Source organism: Burkholderia sp. SIMBA_051 (genome assembly GCF_046534915.1).
In the GTDB taxonomy this organism is placed as follows: Bacteria; Pseudomonadota; Gammaproteobacteria; order Burkholderiales; family Burkholderiaceae; genus Burkholderia; species Burkholderia ambifaria.
Genome location: NZ_JAWRXS010000007.1, coordinates 245,859 through 263,809, shown reverse-complemented (window position 1 = coordinate 263,809; position 17,951 = coordinate 245,859). Strand labels below are relative to the sequence as shown.

Annotated in this window: 18 protein-coding genes; 10 read left to right on the top strand and 8 right to left on the bottom strand. The window is 67.3% G+C overall.

What is annotated here, in order from left to right; genetic code table 11:
- Nucleotides 1-15: 15 nt before the first annotated feature.
- The 3 genes from hrcA (at nt 16) to SB771_RS19350 (ending at nt 2,754) form a co-directional block, all read left to right on the top strand.
- Nucleotides 16-1,038 (top strand): heat-inducible transcriptional repressor HrcA, encoded by a 1,023-nt coding sequence (gene hrcA / locus SB771_RS19360; protein WP_011656033.1) that lies wholly within the window; start codon nt 16-18, stop codon nt 1,036-1,038.
- 137 nt (nt 1,039-1,175) lie between these two features.
- On the top strand, nt 1,176-2,240 hold the full coding sequence (hemH, locus tag SB771_RS19355; RefSeq protein WP_175661479.1) for a ferrochelatase: 1,065 nt from the start codon (nt 1,176-1,178) through the stop codon (nt 2,238-2,240).
- Nucleotides 2,241-2,346: 106 nt separating this feature from the next.
- Nucleotides 2,347-2,754: an RNA-binding S4 domain-containing protein gene (locus SB771_RS19350; RefSeq protein WP_006761205.1), complete on the top strand. Its 408-nt coding sequence runs from the start codon at nt 2,347-2,349 to the stop codon at nt 2,752-2,754.
- On the opposite strand, the gene SB771_RS19345 is transcribed toward SB771_RS19350, so the two are convergent.
- Entirely contained in the window at nt 2,726-2,887 is a 162-nt protein-coding gene (locus tag SB771_RS19345; RefSeq protein WP_006752735.1) for a hypothetical protein, read from the bottom strand. The two genes, SB771_RS19350 and SB771_RS19345, sit on opposite strands and share 29 nt — an antisense overlap.
- A gap of 353 nt (nt 2,888-3,240) precedes the next feature.
- Between SB771_RS19345 and grpE the strand changes: the two genes are divergently transcribed.
- From grpE to SB771_RS19320, 5 genes are all read left to right on the top strand, one after another.
- Complete coding sequence (gene grpE / locus SB771_RS19340) at nt 3,241-3,786, top strand: nucleotide exchange factor GrpE (RefSeq protein WP_006752736.1); 546 nt, start codon at nt 3,241-3,243, stop codon at nt 3,784-3,786.
- Between the two features lie 10 nt (nt 3,787-3,796).
- Complete coding sequence (locus SB771_RS19335; RefSeq protein ID WP_175661478.1) at nt 3,797-4,237, top strand: thioredoxin family protein; 441 nt, start codon at nt 3,797-3,799, stop codon at nt 4,235-4,237.
- 146 nt (nt 4,238-4,383) lie between these two features.
- Nucleotides 4,384-6,336 (top strand): molecular chaperone DnaK, encoded by a 1,953-nt coding sequence (gene dnaK, locus SB771_RS19330; RefSeq protein ID WP_011656038.1) that lies wholly within the window; start codon nt 4,384-4,386, stop codon nt 6,334-6,336.
- A 253-nt stretch (nt 6,337-6,589) separates the two neighbouring features.
- Nucleotides 6,590-7,726: a molecular chaperone DnaJ gene (gene dnaJ, locus SB771_RS19325; protein ID WP_011656039.1), complete on the top strand. Its 1,137-nt coding sequence runs from the start codon at nt 6,590-6,592 to the stop codon at nt 7,724-7,726.
- 4 nt (nt 7,727-7,730) lie between these two features.
- On the top strand, nt 7,731-9,650 hold the full coding sequence (locus tag SB771_RS19320) for a chorismate-binding protein (protein ID WP_175661477.1): 1,920 nt from the start codon (nt 7,731-7,733) through the stop codon (nt 9,648-9,650).
- A 150-nt stretch (nt 9,651-9,800) separates the two neighbouring features.
- On the opposite strand, the gene panB is transcribed toward SB771_RS19320, so the two are convergent.
- From panB to hda, 6 genes are read right to left on the bottom strand one after another with little or no spacing between them, the layout of a single operon-like run.
- On the bottom strand, nt 9,801-10,616 hold the full coding sequence (gene panB, locus SB771_RS19315) for a 3-methyl-2-oxobutanoate hydroxymethyltransferase (RefSeq protein WP_175661476.1): 816 nt from the start codon (nt 10,614-10,616) through the stop codon (nt 9,801-9,803).
- 42 nt (nt 10,617-10,658) lie between these two features.
- Nucleotides 10,659-11,345: a deoxynucleoside kinase gene (locus SB771_RS19310; protein ID WP_175661475.1), complete on the bottom strand. Its 687-nt coding sequence runs from the start codon at nt 11,343-11,345 to the stop codon at nt 10,659-10,661.
- Nucleotides 11,342-11,884: a 2-amino-4-hydroxy-6-hydroxymethyldihydropteridine diphosphokinase gene (gene folK / locus SB771_RS19305; protein WP_006750662.1), complete on the bottom strand. Its 543-nt coding sequence runs from the start codon at nt 11,882-11,884 to the stop codon at nt 11,342-11,344. The genes SB771_RS19310 and folK overlap by 4 nt, the downstream gene beginning before the upstream one ends.
- A gap of 35 nt (nt 11,885-11,919) precedes the next feature.
- Nucleotides 11,920-13,470, bottom strand: coding sequence for a polynucleotide adenylyltransferase PcnB (pcnB, locus tag SB771_RS19300; RefSeq protein WP_175661474.1), 1,551 nt, complete (start codon nt 13,468-13,470; stop codon nt 11,920-11,922).
- A 5-nt stretch (nt 13,471-13,475) separates the two neighbouring features.
- A complete protein-coding gene (locus SB771_RS19295; protein ID WP_011656045.1) occupies nt 13,476-14,153 on the bottom strand; it encodes an HAD family hydrolase in 678 nt (225 codons plus the stop codon).
- A gap of 11 nt (nt 14,154-14,164) precedes the next feature.
- Nucleotides 14,165-14,899: a DnaA regulatory inactivator Hda gene (hda, locus tag SB771_RS19290; protein WP_006760485.1), complete on the bottom strand. Its 735-nt coding sequence runs from the start codon at nt 14,897-14,899 to the stop codon at nt 14,165-14,167.
- 247 nt (nt 14,900-15,146) lie between these two features.
- Between hda and purM the strand changes: the two genes are divergently transcribed.
- Nucleotides 15,147-16,202: a phosphoribosylformylglycinamidine cyclo-ligase gene (gene purM, locus SB771_RS19285; RefSeq protein ID WP_006750666.1), complete on the top strand. Its 1,056-nt coding sequence runs from the start codon at nt 15,147-15,149 to the stop codon at nt 16,200-16,202.
- Nucleotides 16,203-16,308: 106 nt separating this feature from the next.
- A complete protein-coding gene (locus tag SB771_RS19280; protein WP_175661473.1) occupies nt 16,309-16,704 on the top strand; it encodes a YybH family protein in 396 nt (131 codons plus the stop codon).
- A 39-nt stretch (nt 16,705-16,743) separates the two neighbouring features.
- Here SB771_RS19280 and tet read toward each other — a convergent pair whose 3' ends face one another.
- On the bottom strand, nt 16,744-17,937 hold the full coding sequence (tet, locus tag SB771_RS19275) for a Tet(A)/Tet(B)/Tet(C) family tetracycline efflux MFS transporter (protein ID WP_175661472.1): 1,194 nt from the start codon (nt 17,935-17,937) through the stop codon (nt 16,744-16,746).
- Between the last annotated feature and the right edge of the window lie 14 nt (nt 17,938-17,951).

Here is a 17,951-nt window from a genome sequence, read left to right as displayed (position 1 = left end):
CTAAAATTTTCCACCATGCTAGATCCTCGCGCACGAACCCTCCTGAAAACCCTGATCGAACGGTATATCGCCGACGGTCAGCCGGTCGGATCGCGCACGTTGTCCCGTTACTCCGGGCTCGAGCTGAGCCCGGCAACGATCCGCAACGTGATGTCCGACCTGGAGGAGCTCGGCCTTGTGTCGAGCCCCCACACATCGGCCGGCCGCGTGCCGACGCCGCGCGGCTATCGCCTGTTCGTCGACACGATGCTGACGGTCGAGACGCCGATCGACGCCGAGGCCGTCGCGCGGCAGGTGCAGCACACGCTGCAGGCCGGCGAACCGCAGCAGCGGGTGGTGGCGGCCGCGGCGAGCGTGCTGTCGAACCTGTCGCAGTTCGCGGGCGTCGTGCTGACGCCGCGCCGCAGCCACGTGTTCAAGCAGATCGAGTTCATGCGCCTGTCGGACAAGCGGATCCTGCTGATCATCGTCACGCCCGAGGGCGACGTGCAGAACCGGATGCTCGCGACACCGCGCGACTATTCGCCGTCGCAGCTGACCGAGGCATCCAATTACATCAACGCACATTTCGCCGGGCTGTCGTTCGACGAGGTGCGCCGCCGCCTGCGCGACGAGATCGACCAGTTGCGCGGCGACATGACCACGCTGATGCATGCGGCCGTGACGGCCAGCACCGAGGTGCCCGATACCGAGGACACCGTGCTCATTTCCGGCGAGCGCAACCTGCTCGAAGTGGCGGATCTGTCGTCCGACATGGCACGGCTGCGCAAGCTGTTCGACGTGTTCGACCAAAAGACGGGCCTCCTGCAACTGCTCGACGTGTCGAGCCACGCCCAGGGCGTGCAGATCTTCATTGGCGGCGAATCGACGCTCGTGCCGATCGAGGAGATGAGCGTCGTCACCGCACCCTACGAGGTGAACGGCCAGATCGTCGGCACGCTCGGCGTGATCGGCCCGACCCGCATGGCTTACAACCGCGTGATCCCGATCGTCGACATCACCGCGCGCCTGCTGTCGCTCACGCTGAGCCAGCAATAACCTGACCGGCACCGTCCCGCCATCGTGCCGCGGCGGCGCGCGCGCCGCCATTCGGCCGAACGGCCAGCCGACCCGAGCGGGGCGGCCCGCTATAATTGAGGGCCGTCCGACTGCGTGCCCCGAGCACGTTCCTGCCCATGCGTTTCGATCTTGAGCCGCCTTCGAGCGTCGCGGCCGCCCATCGTACCGGCGTGCTGCTGATCAATCTCGGCACGCCCGACGCCCCGACGCCGCGCGCGGTGCGGCGCTATCTGGCCGAATTCCTGTCGGATCCTCGCGTCGTCGAAATCCCGCAGGTCGTCTGGCAGGTACTGCTGCGCACGCTGATCCTGCCGCTGCGCGGGCGCGCGTCCGCGAAGAAATATGCGGCCGTCTGGATGCCCGAGGGTTCGCCGCTGCGCGTCTACACCGAGCGGCAGACCGAGGCCGTGCGCCACCTGCTCGCCTCGAACGCCTATCAGGTGACGGTCGATTACGCGATGCGCTACGGCAGCCCGAACATCGCGCACGCGCTCGCGCAGTTCAAGCGCGCGGGCGTCGAGCGCGTGCTGCTGATGCCGATGTATCCGCAATACTCGGCGTCCACCACCGCGACGGCATTCGATGCCGCGTTCGCCGCGCTCGCGCGGATGCGCAACCAGCCGGAAGTGCGCACGGTGCGGCACTACGCCGACCATCCGGCCTACATCCACGCGCTTGCCGAGCAGGTGCGCCAGTATTGGGCGCAGCACGGCCGGCCCGATTTCGCGGCCGGCGACAAGCTCGTGCTGAGCTTTCACGGCGTGCCGAAACGCACGCTCGATCTGGGCGACCCCTATCACGACCAGTGCCAGCAGACGGGCGCGCTGCTGATGGCCGCGCTCGGGCTGTCGACGCTCGAATGCCGCGTGACGTTCCAGTCGCGCTTCGGCAAGGCCGAATGGCTGCAGCCGTACACGGCGCCGACGCTGCGTGAGCTCGGCGCGGCCGGCGTGCGGCGAGCCGACGTGTTCTGTCCCGGTTTTACTGCCGATTGCCTGGAGACGATCGAGGAAATCGGGATGGAGGTGCGCGACGAGTTCATCGCGGGCGGCGGCCAGGCGTTCCACCGGATTCCATGCCTGAACGGCGCGCACGCGTGGATCGGCGCGCTCGGCGAGATCGTCGCCGAGAATCTGCAGGGCTGGCCGGTGAAGGCCGCGCAGCCTGAAATGATGAACTGAAGGTGAACTGAAGGTGAACTGAAATGACGGCCCGCCCCCTGTGCGCACTGCGTTCACCGTTCGAGCGGGCGGTCAGCCGCGATGGGGCGGCACGGCGGAGGCTGGCATGAACTACAAGATTTCGACGGAACCCGGCGCGCGGCTGCGCATCGACAAATGGCTGTGGGCAGCCCGCTTCTTCAAGACGCGCTCGCTCGCGTCCGACGCGGTCGACAAGGGTCACGTGAAGATCGGCGGCGCGGCGGTGAAGCCGGCGAAGGACGTGCGCGTGGGCGACGAGGTCGAGATTGCGATCGACGGTGTCGTCTGGCACATTGCCGTGCTGGGAATTTGCGACGTGCGCGGGCCGGCGAGCATCGCGCAGACGCTCTACGCGGAAACGGAAGCCGGGCGCGTCGCGCGGCTCGCCGAACTGGAACGGCGCCGCACGTATCGGGAGCCAGCGGCGGAACTGCACGGCCGGCCGACCAAGCGTGACCGGCGCATCATCGACAGATTTTCGGGTGGAAGCTGAACATCTGGTCGAACGTCGCCCGCGCGCTTCCGTATTCGGTCGTGCGGTCGGTGACGGCTCCGGACAGGCAGATGGTGGTGGTGCCGGCAATCAGTACCAGCGCGACCACCGATATGGCAAAGGTCAGTTTCACGGTACTCGCCTCGTGGGACGGTTGAATGCGGCGCCAGGTGAATGTCAGGCGGCGGTCAGCTAGGGGTAAACACGCTTTCCGACGCTTGAGTTGGAGTGTAGTGCAGCCCCTCGAGCCGAGCTAGTACTAGTCAGGTAAGCGTTGTTACCGGCCGTTTCGTCCGGTTTGGCGGCAAATGCGCGCAATGGGGCGGCGCGCAGCGCGGTTGTTTCTCGGCATTGGCGAATGCCGGCGAATAACCCTCTTGAAGTCGCAGTTTTCGCCCTTATTTGCACCGTGAATGTGCGGTGCCGCCGGGTATACGGTCCGGCGGTTGCCGATTTGGCTTCAACCTCTAATCGACTTTCAGCGACATGGAAAACACGCAAGAGAACCCGGCTACCCCTTCGGCCGACGACATCGGCAGCGAGAAGCAGGCGGCGCAAGGCGCTGCTCCCGCCGCCGAAGCAGCCGACGCGGCGCTCGCGGAGGCTCAAGCCAAGGTCGCCGAGCTGCAGGAGAGCTATCTCCGGGCGAAGGCCGAGACGGAGAACGTCCGCCGCCGCGCGCAGGACGACGTCTCGAAGGCGCACAAGTTTGCGATCGAGAGCTTCGCCGAGCACCTGCTGCCGGTGCTGGACAGCCTCGAAGCGGCCGTCGGCGACACGTCCGGCGACATCACGAAGGTGCGCGAAGGCGTCGAGCTGACGCTGCGCCAGCTGACGAGCGCGCTCGAGAAGGGCCGCGTCGTCGCGATCAACCCGGTTGGCGAGAAGTTCGATCCGCACCAGCACCAGGCGATTTCGATGGTGCCGGCCGAGCAGGAGCCGAATACCGTCGTGACGGTTCTGCAAAAGGGCTACATGATCGCCGACCGCGTGCTGCGCCCGGCGCTCGTCACGGTCGCCCAGCCGAAGTAAGGCTGCCGCGATGATTCCCGCCGGCGTCGATCCGGCCGCGTTCAACGCGTTCGACATGCAGGCGCTGGCGCCCGACACGTTCGACGCCGGTGTCGCCGGCGCCGGCGATGCGCTCGCCGTGGTGTTCTTCTGGGGCGTCGACTGCTTCAATTGCGAGATCGCGAAGAAGGCGATGCTCGCCCAGCCGGACGCGATCCGCGCGCTGGGCCTGAAGTGGTTCCACTGCAACGTGTACGAATACCCGGAGCTTGGGCGCCGCTTCGGCCTGCACGGCGTGCCGACGTGGTTCTTCTTCCACCGCGGCAAGCGGCTCGGCCGCGCGACCGGCTGGCATGGCCTCGCGCAGTTCCAGGCAGCGGTGTCGGCGGCGCGCGCGAAGATCGCCGCGGCCGGCGCGCAGCCCGCGGAGCCCGACGGCGGCCCGCACGATCCAGCTACCGGCGCCGATTGAAAAAATTTAATATCCGCATCGCTGGGCGGGTCTTGAAAACGGGCCGGCCGGACGCATTTCGGGAACAGAGTTGAATTCAGGCGCGCGAAACCGCCCAAAAACGCGGGGTTTCGCGCAGCAAACAAGCATTTCTGGAGATTAGGAAAATGGGAAAGATCATCGGTATTGACCTCGGCACCACGAACTCGTGCGTCGCCATCATGGAAGGCAACCAGGTCAAGGTCATCGAGAACTCGGAAGGCACGCGCACGACGCCGTCGATCATCGCCTACATGGACGATAACGAAGTGCTCGTCGGCGCGCCGGCCAAGCGCCAGTCCGTGACCAACCCGCGGAACACGCTGTTCGCCGTGAAGCGCCTGATCGGCCGCCGCTTCGAAGAGAAGGAAGTCCAGAAGGACATCGGCCTGATGCCGTACGCGATCATCAAGGCCGACAACGGCGACGCATGGGTCGAAGCGCACGGCGAGAAGCTCGCGCCGCCGCAGGTTTCGGCGGAAGTGCTGCGCAAGATGAAGAAGACGGCCGAAGACTACCTCGGCGAGCCGGTCACGGAAGCCGTGATCACGGTGCCGGCGTACTTCAACGACAGCCAGCGCCAGGCCACCAAGGACGCCGGCCGCATCGCGGGCCTCGAAGTCAAGCGGATCATCAACGAGCCGACCGCGGCCGCGCTCGCATTCGGCCTCGACAAGGCCGAGAAGGGCGACCGCAAGATCGCCGTGTATGACCTCGGCGGCGGCACGTTCGACGTGTCGATCATCGAGATCGCGGACGTCGACGGCGAAATGCAGTTCGAAGTGCTGTCGACCAACGGCGACACGTTCCTCGGCGGCGAGGACTTCGACCAGCGCATCATCGATTACATCATCGGCGAGTTCAAGAAGGAGCAGGGCGTCGACCTGTCGAAGGACGTGCTCGCACTGCAGCGCCTGAAGGAAGCGGCCGAAAAGGCGAAGATCGAGCTGTCGTCGAGCCAGCAGACCGAAATCAACCTGCCGTACATCACGGCCGACGCATCGGGTCCGAAGCACTTGAACCTGAAGATCACCCGCGCGAAGCTGGAAGCGCTGGTCGAGGACCTCGTCGAGCGCACGATCGAACCGTGCCGCATCGCGATCAAGGACGCCGGCGTCAAGGTGTCGGACATCGACGACGTGATCCTGGTCGGCGGCCAGACCCGCATGCCGAAGGTGCAGGAGAAGGTGAAGGAGTTCTTCGGCAAGGATCCGCGCCGTGACGTGAACCCGGACGAAGCCGTCGCGGTTGGCGCGGCGATCCAGGGCCAGGTGCTGTCGGGCGACCGCAAGGACGTGCTGCTGCTCGACGTGACCCCGCTGTCGCTCGGTATCGAGACGCTCGGCGGCGTGATGACGAAGATGATCAGCAAGAACACGACGATCCCGACGAAGCACGCACAGGTGTATTCGACGGCGGACGACAACCAGTCGGCCGTGACGATCAAGGTGTTCCAGGGCGAACGCGAGATGGCGGCAGGCAACAAGCTGCTCGGCGAGTTCAACCTCGAAGGCATCCCGCCGTCGCCGCGCGGCGTGCCGCAGATCGAAGTGACCTTCGACATCGACGCGAACGGCATTCTGCACGTCGGCGCGAAGGACAAGGCGACCGGCAAGGAAAACAAGATCACGATCAAGGCGAACTCGGGCCTGACCGACGCCGAAATCGATCAAATGATCAAGGACGCGGAAGCGAACGCAGCGGAAGACCACAAGCTGCGCGAGCTGGCTGATTCGCGCAACCAGGGCGACGCGCTGGTCCACAGCACGAAGAAGGCGCTCACCGAGTACGGTGACAAGCTGGACGCGGGCGAGAAGGAGAAGATCGAAGCGGCGCTGAAGTCGCTCGAGGACGCGCTGAAGGATACGTCGGCCGACAAGGCGGCGATCGACGCGAAGGTCGAGGAACTCGGTCAGGTTTCGCAGAAGCTCGGCGAAAAGATGTACGCCGACATGCAGGCGCAGCAGGCCGGTGCGGCCGGCGCGGCGGGTGCAGCGGAAGGCGCGGCCCACGCGGGTGGTGCGCAGCAGGCCGCCGACGACGTCGTCGACGCCGAGTTCAAGGAAGTGAAGAAGGACTAAGCCAGGTTGCCATGGCACCGCACGCCGCGCGCGATACGCGCGCGGCGCGGTTGAACAGCGGTCTGTCTTTCCCTTCCGGATGGCCGGATCGACTCCACGCCTGGCGGGCTTCGCGGCCCTCCGGGCACATTTGTTTTTTGGCGGGTGCTGCGCGAGCCGTCCGCGGACGGCGCAGCGCCAGACGAGTCGAGAGACTTTACTGCGGGCGAAAGGAGCCGCCGCGCGTGCGACGCGCGAAGGCACATGAATCGATATGGCGAAACGGGATTACTACGAGGTTCTGGGCGTCGCGAAGAACGCGAGCGACGACGAAATCAAGAAGGCATATCGCAAGCTTGCGATGAAGTATCACCCTGACCGCAATCCGGACAGCAAGGATGCGGAAGAGCATTTCAAGGAGGCGAAGGAAGCCTATGAAATGCTGTCGGACGGCCAGAAGCGGGCGGCGTACGACCAGTACGGCCACGCGGGCGTCGATCCGAACATGGGCGGTGCGGGCGGCCAGGGTTTCGGCGGTTTCGCGGATGCGTTCGGCGATATCTTCGGCGACATCTTCGGCCAGGCCGCGGGCGGCGCCGCACGCGGCGGCCGCGGCGGCCCGCAGGTGTATCGCGGCGCCGACCTGCGCTACAGCATGGAAATCACGCTCGAGCAGGCCGCGCACGGCTACGACACGCAGATCCGCGTGCCGAGCTGGGTGTCGTGCGAAGTCTGTCACGGCTCGGGCGCGAAGCCCGGCACGAAGCCGGAAACCTGCCCGACCTGTCACGGCCAGGGCACGGTGCGCATGTCGCAGGGTTTCTTCAGCATCCAGCAGACCTGTCCGAAGTGCCACGGCACCGGCACCTACATCCCTGAACCGTGCGTGCACTGCCACGGGTCGGGCAAGGTGAAGGAAACCAAGACGCTGGAAGTGAAGATCCCGGCCGGCATCGACGACGGGATGCGGATCCGCTCGGCCGGCAACGGCGAGCCAGGCATCAACGGCGGGCCGCCGGGCGATCTGTACGTCGAGATCCACATCAAGCCGCATTCGGTGTTCGAGCGCGACGGCGACGATCTGCACTGCCAGATGCCGATCCCGTTCACGACCGCCGCACTCGGCGGCGAGATCGAGGTGCCGACGCTGGCCGGCCGCGCGTCGTTCCCGGTGCCGGAAGGCACGCAGTCGGGCAAGACGTTCCGCCTGCGCGGCAAGGGCATCAAGGGTCTGCGTTCGAGCATCGCGGGCGATCTGTACGTACACGTGCAGGTCGAGACGCCTGTGAAGCTGACCGACCAGCAGCGCGACCTGCTCAAGCAGTTCGAGAAGTCGCTGGCCGAGGGCGGTGCGCGTCATAGCCCGCAGAGCAAGAGCTGGTTCGACCGGGTGAAGAGCTTCTTCGAGTAACGGCATGACTGAAGGCAACGAGAGCGCGTCATTCGCGCTCTTGGACGATTGCGACTCGACCGCGGTTGCGCGGTCGAGTCGTTTGTATTCCGGTTTCGTGCGCGAACGCGTATGCACGGATCCGGCGCGGCTCGACGAAGTCGATGCGGCGGTGGCGCAGGATCTGCGCGACGGGCTGCATGCGGTGGTCGTCGGCGATTACGAATTCGGACGCAATCTGGAAAGAGCGCAGCCGGGCCATGCCCCGCTGCGCTTTTTGCTGTATGCGCGCTGCGAGCGCCTGTCGCGCGACGAAGTCGACGCGTGGCTCGCGCAGCAGGATGGCGGCGGCCCGCCGTCGATCGCCGGCGTCGCGCACGTCGCGAAGAGCGTGTCGCGCGACGCGTTCGACGCGGCGATCGCCGCCGTGCACGAAGCACTGCGTGCGGGCGACTCGTACCAGATCAACTACACGTACCGGCTGAATTTCGACATGTTCGGCACGCCGATCGCGCTGTACCGGCGGCTGCGCGCGCGTCAGCCCGTGCGTTACGGCGCGCTGATCGCGCTGCCTTGCGGCGCGTGGGTCGTGTCGTGCTCGCCGGAGCTGTTCGTCGAGAAGCACGGCGACGTACTGCGCGCGCGGCCGATGAAGGGCACCGCGCCGCGCTCGGCCGATCCGCGTGACGATGCGGCGGCCGCCGCGTTCCTTGCGAACGATCCGAAGAACCGCGCGGAAAATGTGATGATCGTCGACTTGCTGCGCAACGACGTGTCGCGGATCGCGCGCACGGGCACGGTCAAGGTGCCGGCGCTGTTCTCGGTCGAGCCGTATGCATCGGTGTGGCAGATGACGTCGACGATCGAGGCCGGCTGGCGCGACGGGACGACGTTCGCGCAGATGCTGCGCGCGCTGTTTCCATGCGGATCGATCACCGGTGCGCCGAAGCACAAGACGATGGAACTGATCGACGCGATCGAGTCGACGCCGCGCGGACTCTATACGGGCGCGATCGGCTGGCTCGATGCGCGGAAGGAAGGCCAGTCGACAGGCGGTGCGGCGCCCGACGGCGGGGCCGGCTGCGGCGATTTCTGCCTGTCGGTCGCGATCCGGACGCTCACGCTCGAAGCGGTCGGTATCGATGCTGTCGCAACGGTCGACGCGGGTGAGGCTGCGGCTCGCCGGGCCGGGCGTCGGCGCGGCACGATGGGGGTCGGCGCGGGCATCGTGCTCGACAGCGTGGCCGCCGACGAATATGCGGAGTGTGAATTGAAAGCACGATTCCTGACCGATGCCGATCCCGGCTTCCAGTTGTTCGAAACCACCGCGGCCACGCGTGTGGACGGTATCCGGTATTTCGAGCGCCATCTTGCGCGGCTGCAGGGTAGCGCCGACGCGTTCGGCTTCCGCCTCGACGCCGACGCGTTGCGTCGCGAGGTCGATGTGCGCTGCGCGGCGCTCGACGGCGACGGCCCGTACCGGATGAAGCTCGCACTCGCGAAGGACGGCGCGGTCGAGATCACGGCCGCGCCGCTGAAGCCGCTGCCTGCGGGGCCGGTCCGCGTGATGCTCGCGTCCGAGCACGGCTTCGCGCCGACCCGCAACGACGATGCGCTGCTGCTGCACAAGACCACGCGCCGCGCGGAATACGACCGTGCATGGCAGGCGGCCGAAGCGATCGGCGGCTTCGACATGCTGTTCGTCAACGAGCGCGGCGAGGTGACGGAAGGCGGCCGCTCGAACCTGTTCGTGAAGCTGGACGGCCAGTGGGTGACGCCGCCGCTGGCGAGTGGTGTGCTGCCGGGCGTGATGCGCGGCGTGCTGCTCGACGACCGCGCGTTCGGCGCGGTGGAGCGTATCGTCACGCGTGACGACCTTGCGCGCGCGCAAGCGCTGCTGCTGACCAACGCGCTGCGTGGCGCGCTCGACGCCGTATTGACATGACGCACTGAGGGTTCGGGCAGCGTGCCCGAAGGACCGGTGCCGCACACCTTCGGCAACCGGGCGTCCGGACAAAAAAGCGCGGCACCCCGCAAAGGGTGCCGCGCTTTTTTGTATCGAGACGGCGCCGGCGAACGAGTCGCCGGACGTGCGTCAGAACGAATGTTCCGGGCCGGGGAACGAACTGTCCTTCACCGCGTGCACATAGGCTTCGACGGCCGCCTGAATGGTCGGCTGGCCCTGCATGAAGTCCTTCACGAAGCGCGGACGCTTGCCGGGGAAAATGCCCAGCATGTCGTGTAGCACGAGCACCTGGCCCGAGCAGTCGGTGCCTGCGCCGATGCCGATCGTCGGAATCCTGAGCATATGCGTGACTTCGGATGCGACGAGCGTCGGCACCGCTTCGAGCACGACGAGTTGCGCACCGGCATCCTCGACCGCGCGCGCGTCGCGCAGCAGTTGCGCGGCGCCGGCCTCGGTCTTGCCCTGTACCTTGAAGCCGCCGAACGCGTGCACCGACTGCGGCGTGAGGCCGACGTGCGCACACACGGGCACCGCACGCTCGACGAGGAAGCGGATCGTTTCGGCGAGCCACTCGCCGCCTTCGAGCTTGATCATCTGCGCACCGGCGCGCATCAGCTTCACGGCGCTCGCGAATGCCTCGGCCGGCGTGCCGTAGGTGCCGAACGGCAGGTCGGCGATGATCAGCGCGCGCGGCTGCGCACGCGCGACACAGGCGGTGTGGTACGCGATGTCGTCGAGCGACACGGGCAGCGTGGTCGTGTGGCCCTGCAGTACGTTGCCGAGCGAATCGCCGATCAGCAGCACGTCGACGCCCGAGCGGTCGAGCAGCGCGGCAAAGCTCGCGTCGTAGCAGGTGAGCATCGCGATCTTCTCGCCGGCATCGCGCATTGCCTGCAGCTTCGGCACCGTGACGGCAGGCCGGCTCGATTCCTGGAGATAGGTCATGGGAAATCCGGTTCGATGGTGAAAACGACGGGCGAGGACGCGTCAGCGCGTCGTCTCGCCCTTGACGAAGGATTCCTTGCGGCCGCGCATCGTCTCGATGCGCTCGATCAGCAGCGCGAGGTCTTCGGGGGAATCCTGCGGGTTCAGGTGTTCGGCTGCGACCGTCAGTACCGGCGTGCGGTCGTAGTGATAGAAGAATTCGTTGTACGCGTCGACGAGCGAGCGCAGATATGCGTCGCTGATCTGCAGTTCCATCGGCAGCCCGCGCTTCTGGATGCGCGAGAACAGCACCTCGGGGCTCGCCTGCAGGTAGACGACGAGATCGGGCGCGGGCGCCTGCGGCACATCGAGGTGCGTCGCGATCGACCGATACAGCTGCCATTCGTCTTCCGGCAGGTTCAGCCGCGCGAAGATGTCGTTCTTCTGCGGCATGTAGTCGGCGACGACGGGCCGGCCCGTATCGAGCGCGCCGATCAGTTCGCGCGCCTGCTGCGCGCGCTGCAGCGCGAACGACAGCTGCGCGGGCAGCGCGTAGCGCGCGGTGTCGCGGTAGAAGCGTTCGAGGAACGGGTTGTCCTGCGGGCGTTCGAGCAGCGCCTGCATCGACCAGCGCTCGCCGAGCAGACGCGCGAGCGTCGTCTTGCCGACGCCGATCGGGCCTTCGATCACGAGATAGCGATGGGGGGCGCGCAGGTCGGGGGCGGTGACGGTCAGTGGAGTGGGGTTCATGGGCAGCGGTTCTTGTCGGCGTCTGCGCCGGCGGCCAGGGCCTTCTGCATCAGGCATTGACAGGTCTGCACCTTCTCGACGCGCTGGTCGGCGACGGCGGCGAGGAACGCATCGGCGCGGCCGCGCGCCGGAATGTCGAGCGCCGGCTCGATCTCGACGAGCGGCACGAGCGCGAAGGCGCGATCGGTGAGGCGCGGATGCGGGACGATGAGGTCGGGTTCGTCGATCGAGTCGGTGCCGAACAGCAGGATGTCGAGGTCGAGCGTGCGCGGCGCGTTGCGATACGGGCGCTCGCGCCCGAAGTGATGTTCGATCTTCTGGCAGAGCGCGAGCAGCTCGCGGGCCGACAGCGTCGTGTCGAGCTTGACGACGCAGTTGTAGTAATCGTCGCCGCCCGCCTCGAAGGGCGCCGTGCGATACAGGCTCGACTTGCCGAGGATCGAGATGGTGCGCTGCTGCGCAAGGCACACCACCGCGTCCTTCAGGGTCTGGCGTGCATCGCCGAGATTCGCCCCCAGTCCGATATATGCAACCGTCATGGCATCACTTCCTACGTCGTTCGCCGGCGCGCGCGTCAGTCGTCGGAACCGCTCGCGGTACCGCCTGCGGTGTCCGGCGCCTGCTCGGCTGCGCCTTCGTCCGGCTTGCGGTTTCGCACACCGCCGCGGCGGCGCCGCTTGCGGGGCGATTTTTCCTTCGAGCCACCCTGCGTGAGGAGTGCCTCACGAGCGGCTGCGTCGCCTTCGATGAAATCCGTCCACCACTGGCCGACAGCTGCTTCCAGCTCGCCGGATTCGCAGCGTAACAGGAGGAAATCATACCCCGCTCTAAACCTTTGGTGTTCCAGCAGCCGCATCGCGCTGCGGCCCGAGCGTTTTTCCAGGCGCAACTGCAGGCCCCAGATTTCGCGCATGTCGGCCGAGTAGCGCTTGTGGATCGCGAGCTTCTCGGTCTGCATGTCGATCACGTCGTCCATCGCGCGATGGAGCGCCGGTACCGGGATTTCGCCTTCGGCCGTGTATTGTTCGAAGCGCTGACGCATGTCGTGCCACAGCAGCGTCGCGAACAGGAAGCCCGGCGACACCGTCTTGCCGGCGCGCACGCGCGCGTCGGTATTGTTCAGCGCGAGCGTGATGAACTTCTCGCCCTGCGGCTGTTCGAGCACGACGTCGAGGAGCGGCAGCAGCCCGTGGTGCAGGCCTTCCTTGCGCAGCCGCTGCAGGCACGCGAGCGCCTGGCCCGACAGCAGCAGCTTCAGCATTTCGTCGAACAGGCGCGCGGCCGGCACGTTGTTGATCAGGTCGGCCAACGCGTTGATCGGTTCGCGCGTGTGCGTCTCGATCTCGAAGCCGAGCTTCGCCGCGAAGCGCACGACGCGCAGCATCCGCACCGGATCCTCGCGATAGCGCGTGGCCGGATCGCCGATCATCCGCAGCAGGCGGGCGCGGATGTCGGCCATCCCGTCGTGGTAGTCGAGCACTGTCTGCGTCGACGGGTCGTAGTACATCGCGTTGATCGTGAAGTCGCGGCGCGCGGCGTCTTCGTGCTGTTCGCCCCAGACGTTGTCGCGCAGCACGCGGCCGCTTGCATCCACCGCATGCGTGCGGCGATCGAGTTCGTCGCGCTTCAGCCGCTTCGGCGGCTCGGCAGCGGCGGCTTCGGGCGGCGCGTCGACCATGGCGCGGAACGTCGACACCTCGATCAGTTCCTGGCCGAACTGCACGTGGACGATCTGGAAGCGGCGGCCGATCAGGCGCGCACGGCGGAACAGGCGCTGCACCTCGGTCGGCGTCGCGTCGGTCGCGACGTCGAAGTCCTTCGGCGCGATGCCGAGCAGCAGGTCGCGCACCGCGCCGCCGACGATGAACGCGCGAAAACCCGCCTGCTGCAGCGTGTCGGTCACGCGCACCGCGTTCCGCGAGATCAATGACGGATCGATCTGGTGCACGCTGGCCGGCACGACGGTCGGTTCGTGATTGCCGCGCGGCTTTTTGGCGGCGGCGCCGCCGCGGCTAGCCTTCGCGGGGCGCGGAGCGGGGGCCGTTTCGACGGCGGGCGCCTCGACGGGTGACGTTTGTTCGGCATCGTCCTGGCCGAGCAGCTTGCGAATGAATTTTTTGATCACGACGTTCAGAAGAGATCCAGGATGCGCCAGCCGCGGTTGCTTGCATGCGCACGCAGCGTGTCGTCGGGGTTGGTCGCGATCGGGTCGGTGACTTTCTCGAGCAACGGAATGTCGTTGTGCGAGTCGCTGTAGAAGTAGCTGTGTTCGAAGTCGTCCCAGTGCTTGCCGAGCGACGCGAGCCATGCTTCGGTGCGTACGATCTTGCCTTCGCGATAGCTCGGCGTGCCGGTCGGCCGGCCCGTGTACGGCGAGTCGGGGTGCCCGTCGGTCGTTTCGACCTCGCACGCGATCAGCGTGTCGACGCCGAACGCGGTCGCGATCGGACGCGTGATGAATTCGTTGGTCGCCGTCACGACGCAGCACAGATCGCCGGCATCGACGTGCTTGCGCACGAGTTCGAGCGCGGCGGGCGTCATCGCGGGGCGGATCACCTCGTGCATGTACTGCTCGTGCCATTCGGCGAGCTGCGCGCGCGAGTACTTCGCGAGCGGCGTGAGCATCGCGCACAGATACGCATGGATGTCGAGCTTGCCGGCCTTGTAGTCGGCGAAGAACTGATCGTTCTGACGCGAGAAGCTTTCCGCGTCGACGATGCCGAGCTTCACCATGAAGCGACCCCATTCGTGGTCGCTATCGGTCGGGATCAGCGTGTGATCGAGGTCAAAGAGTGCCAGATTAGTCATGGATGCGCATTTTACTCGAAGCGGTTGGGGCCTGTGCCGGGCGGTGCGATGTCGTCGCCGGGGCGCGCCAGCATCCGGCGCAGCAAGGGCAGCGTGACGGCGCGTTTCTGCTCGAGCGAGAAGCGGTCGAGCGCGTCGAGCAGCGCCATCAGGCTCGGCATGTCGCGGCGGAAATGGGTCAGCAGATAGGCGGCGATGTCGTCGGTGAGCGCGATCCCGCGCTCCTTGGCCGCGAGCTTCAGCACGGCGATCTTGCCGGCGTCGGACGGCGGCGACAGGTGGAACACGAGCCCCCAGCCGAGGCGCGTGCGCAGATCCTCGCGCACGTCGAGCGCGAGCGGCGCCGCCGGGCCCGCCGCGACGAACGCGCTCGACGGGTGCGCGCGGACCTCGTTGAACAGGTTGAACAGCGCGACCTGCTGCGTGTCGCTCATCCGGTCGCAGTCGTCGATCGCGTAGATGCCGATGCGCGGGTCGAACGTGAACGCGCCGAGCGGGCTCTGCGGTGTGAGGTAGCGCGCGTAGCCGTACGACGCGTCGCTCACGAGCGCCTGCAGCAAGTGGGTGCGGCCGCTGCCCGGCTCGCCCCAGATATAGAACGACCGGTCCGGCACGGGCCCCGCCGCGAGCGCGAGGTCGAGCTTCTGAAGCCGCGAGATGAGCTCGTCGTTCTCTTCATTCATGATGAAGTTGTCGAACGTGGCGGGCGGCGGCGTGCCGAGATCGAGCGTCAGTTGACGGGACACAACAGTCACAATGCGGGTCGGTTGATGAAACGCGCGCCGTACGCCGGGCACGCGCGAGGGGCTGCTCCGGTGCCTGCACACGCGGCCGCACGCACGGCGGCGCGCGGGTTTCGGCGCGGCTCGCGGAGCGATGAAAACGGGGACGTGTCGACCAAGATGCAATCCCTGACGATTCGGTGCGGGGAATTCCGGCCAACGGGCCGGCTTCGGGTAAAATCGCATTTTACCGACCTTCTCGCATTCCCCCATGAATCCTCCGAAATCCGCTCCCGACGCTCAGGGTCTGTCCTACCGCGACGCAGGCGTCGACATCGACGCGGGCGACGCGCTCATCGACAAGATCAAGCCTTTTGCGAAGAAAACCCTGCGCGACGGCGTGCTCGGCGGCATCGGCGGGTTCGGCGCGCTGTTCGAAGTGCCGAAGAAGTACAAGGAGCCCGTGCTCGTGTCGGGCACCGACGGCGTCGGCACCAAGCTCAAGCTGGCGTTTCATCTGAACAAACACGACACCGTCGGCCAGGATCTCGTCGCGATGAGCGTGAACGACATCCTCGTGCAGGGCGCCGAGCCGCTGTTCTTCCTCGACTACTTCGCGTGCGGCAAGCTCGACGTCGACACGGCCGCCACGGTCGTCAAGGGCATCGCGCACGGCTGCGAACTGTCGGGCTGCGCGCTGATCGGCGGCGAGACGGCCGAAATGCCGGGCATGTACCCGGACGGCGAATACGACCTGGCCGGTTTCGCGGTCGGCGCGGTCGAGAAGAGCAAGATCATCGACGGCAGCACGATCGCCGAAGGCGACGTGGTGCTCGGCCTCGCATCGAGTGGCATCCACTCGAACGGCTTCTCGCTGGTGCGCAAGATCATCGAGCGCGCGAACCCCGACCTGTCGGCCGATTTCCATGGCCGCTCGCTGGCCGACACGCTGATGGCGCCGACGCGCATCTACGTGAAGCCGCTGCTCGCGCTGATGCAGAAGCTGCCGGTGAAGGGCATGGCCCACATCACCGGTGGCGGTCTCGTCGAGAATATTCCGCGCGTGCTGCGCGAAGGCCTCACCGCCGAGCTCGACCAGAACGCATGGCCGCTGCCGCCGCTGTTCAAGTGGCTGCAGGAGCACGGCGGCGTCGCCGACGCGGAAATGCACCGCGTGTTCAACTGCGGGATCGGCATGGCGGTGATCGTGTCGGCGGCGGATGCCGACGCGGCGATCGCCGACCTGACGGCCGCCGGCGAACAAGTGTGGAAGATCGGCACCGTGCGTGCGAGCCGCGAAGGCGAGGCGCAGACGGTCGTGGTCTGACGCAGCACACGCAGGATGCAGCAACGAAAGCCGCCCGGAGTCGATCCGGGCGGCTTTTTTTCTGGCGCGGGCAGGCATCTCGACGCGCCCCGAAGGAGGAACGACGATGACCGAAGACGAACGCGCGATTCGCGACCTGGTAGAAACCTGGTTCGTGTCGAGCCGGCGCGGCGATCTGGCGACCGTGCTCGACCTGATCGCCGACGACGCGATTTTCATGGTGGCCGGCAAGCCGCCGTTCGACAAGGCGGCGTTCGCGGCCGCGTCGCGCGACGCGAACGCGGCGGCCGGCAACGGGCCGAAGGTCGATGGCCGCTACCGGATCGACGAACTGCGCGTGATGGGCGACTGGGCGTACCTGCGCAATTTCATCGAGATCGACGTGACGCCGCCGGGCGGCGACACCGTGCGCCGCTCCGGCCATACGCTGACGATCTTCCGCAAGTCGGATGGCCGCTGGCAGCTCACGCGCGATGCGAATCTGGTGACGCCCGCGCAGTGAGCGAGGTGGCGTGAGCGCTGCCGGGCAGCTGGCCGCCGGTCACGTGGACGGCCGCGGGGCGCTCGTCGGGCGCGCGCCCACCAGCAACGGCGGCACCAGCAGATAGAGCAGCGCGGCCGCGGCCCATACGAGCCCCGGCCACGTGCCGCGGCTGGCCGCGTAGGTCGTCGTGACGACGAGCGGCCCGGCGACGCCGATGAGGCTCGCCACGCTCGCGAGCGTGCCCTGCAGTTCGCCTTGGCGGGCATCGTCGACCTGACGCGCGAGCATCGCCTGCAACGCCGGCAGCGTCATGCCCCCCGCCGCGAACAGCGGCAGCAGCGCGAACGGCACCCATGCGGCCGTCGCGAACGCGATCACCACCAGCCCGAGCGCGTCGCCCGCGAGGCCCAGCGCGAGTGCGCGGCGCTCGCCGAGCCGTGCGATCAGCGGCCCGATCGCGAAGGCCTGCGCGAGCGCGTGGCACGCCCCGTAGCCGGCGAGCGACAGCCCGGCGACGGGCGTGGACCAGCCGAAATGCTCCTGGCCGTACAGAATCCACAGCGTCGCGGGCGCCTGCGACACCAGCGCGACGATCACGTAGATGCCGATCAGCGGGCCGAGCGCGGGCGCGCCGCTCAGCCGGCGCAGGCCGGCGAACGGGTTGAGCGTGGCGAGCCCGCGACTTTCCCGGGCCGCGCGCGGACGTGATTCCGGCAGCGCGCGCCATACGAGCGCGAGGTTCAGCGCATTGAGCAGCGCGGCCGCGACGAACGGCGCGCGCAGGTGCAGCGCGCCGAACAACCCGCCGATCAGCGGGCCCGCTATGAAGCCGACGCCCATCATCGCGCCGAGCTGGCCGAAGCGCCGTGCGCGGTCGGGTTCGGCCGTGACGTCGGTCACGTACGCGGTTGCGACCGCGACGTTCGCACCGGTGATGCCGGCGATCAGCCGCCCGACGTAAAGCCACGCCAGCGTCGGCGCGAGCGCCATCAGCAAGTAGTCGAGCGCGGCGCCGGCAAGCGACGCGAGCAGCACGGGCCGGCGGCCGAAGCGATCGCTCAGCGTGCCGAGCAGCGGGGCGCACAGGAACTGGGCGAACGCGTACAGCGCGAGCAGGATCCCATAGTGGGTGTCGGTGCTGCCGGCGCCGGCGAGCGTGCGCAGCAGCCCGGGGAGGATCGGCATCACGATCCCGACGCCGATCGCGTCGAGCAAGACCGTGGCGAGGATGGCAATCAGGGACGGATTCAAGGCGACCACTCTAT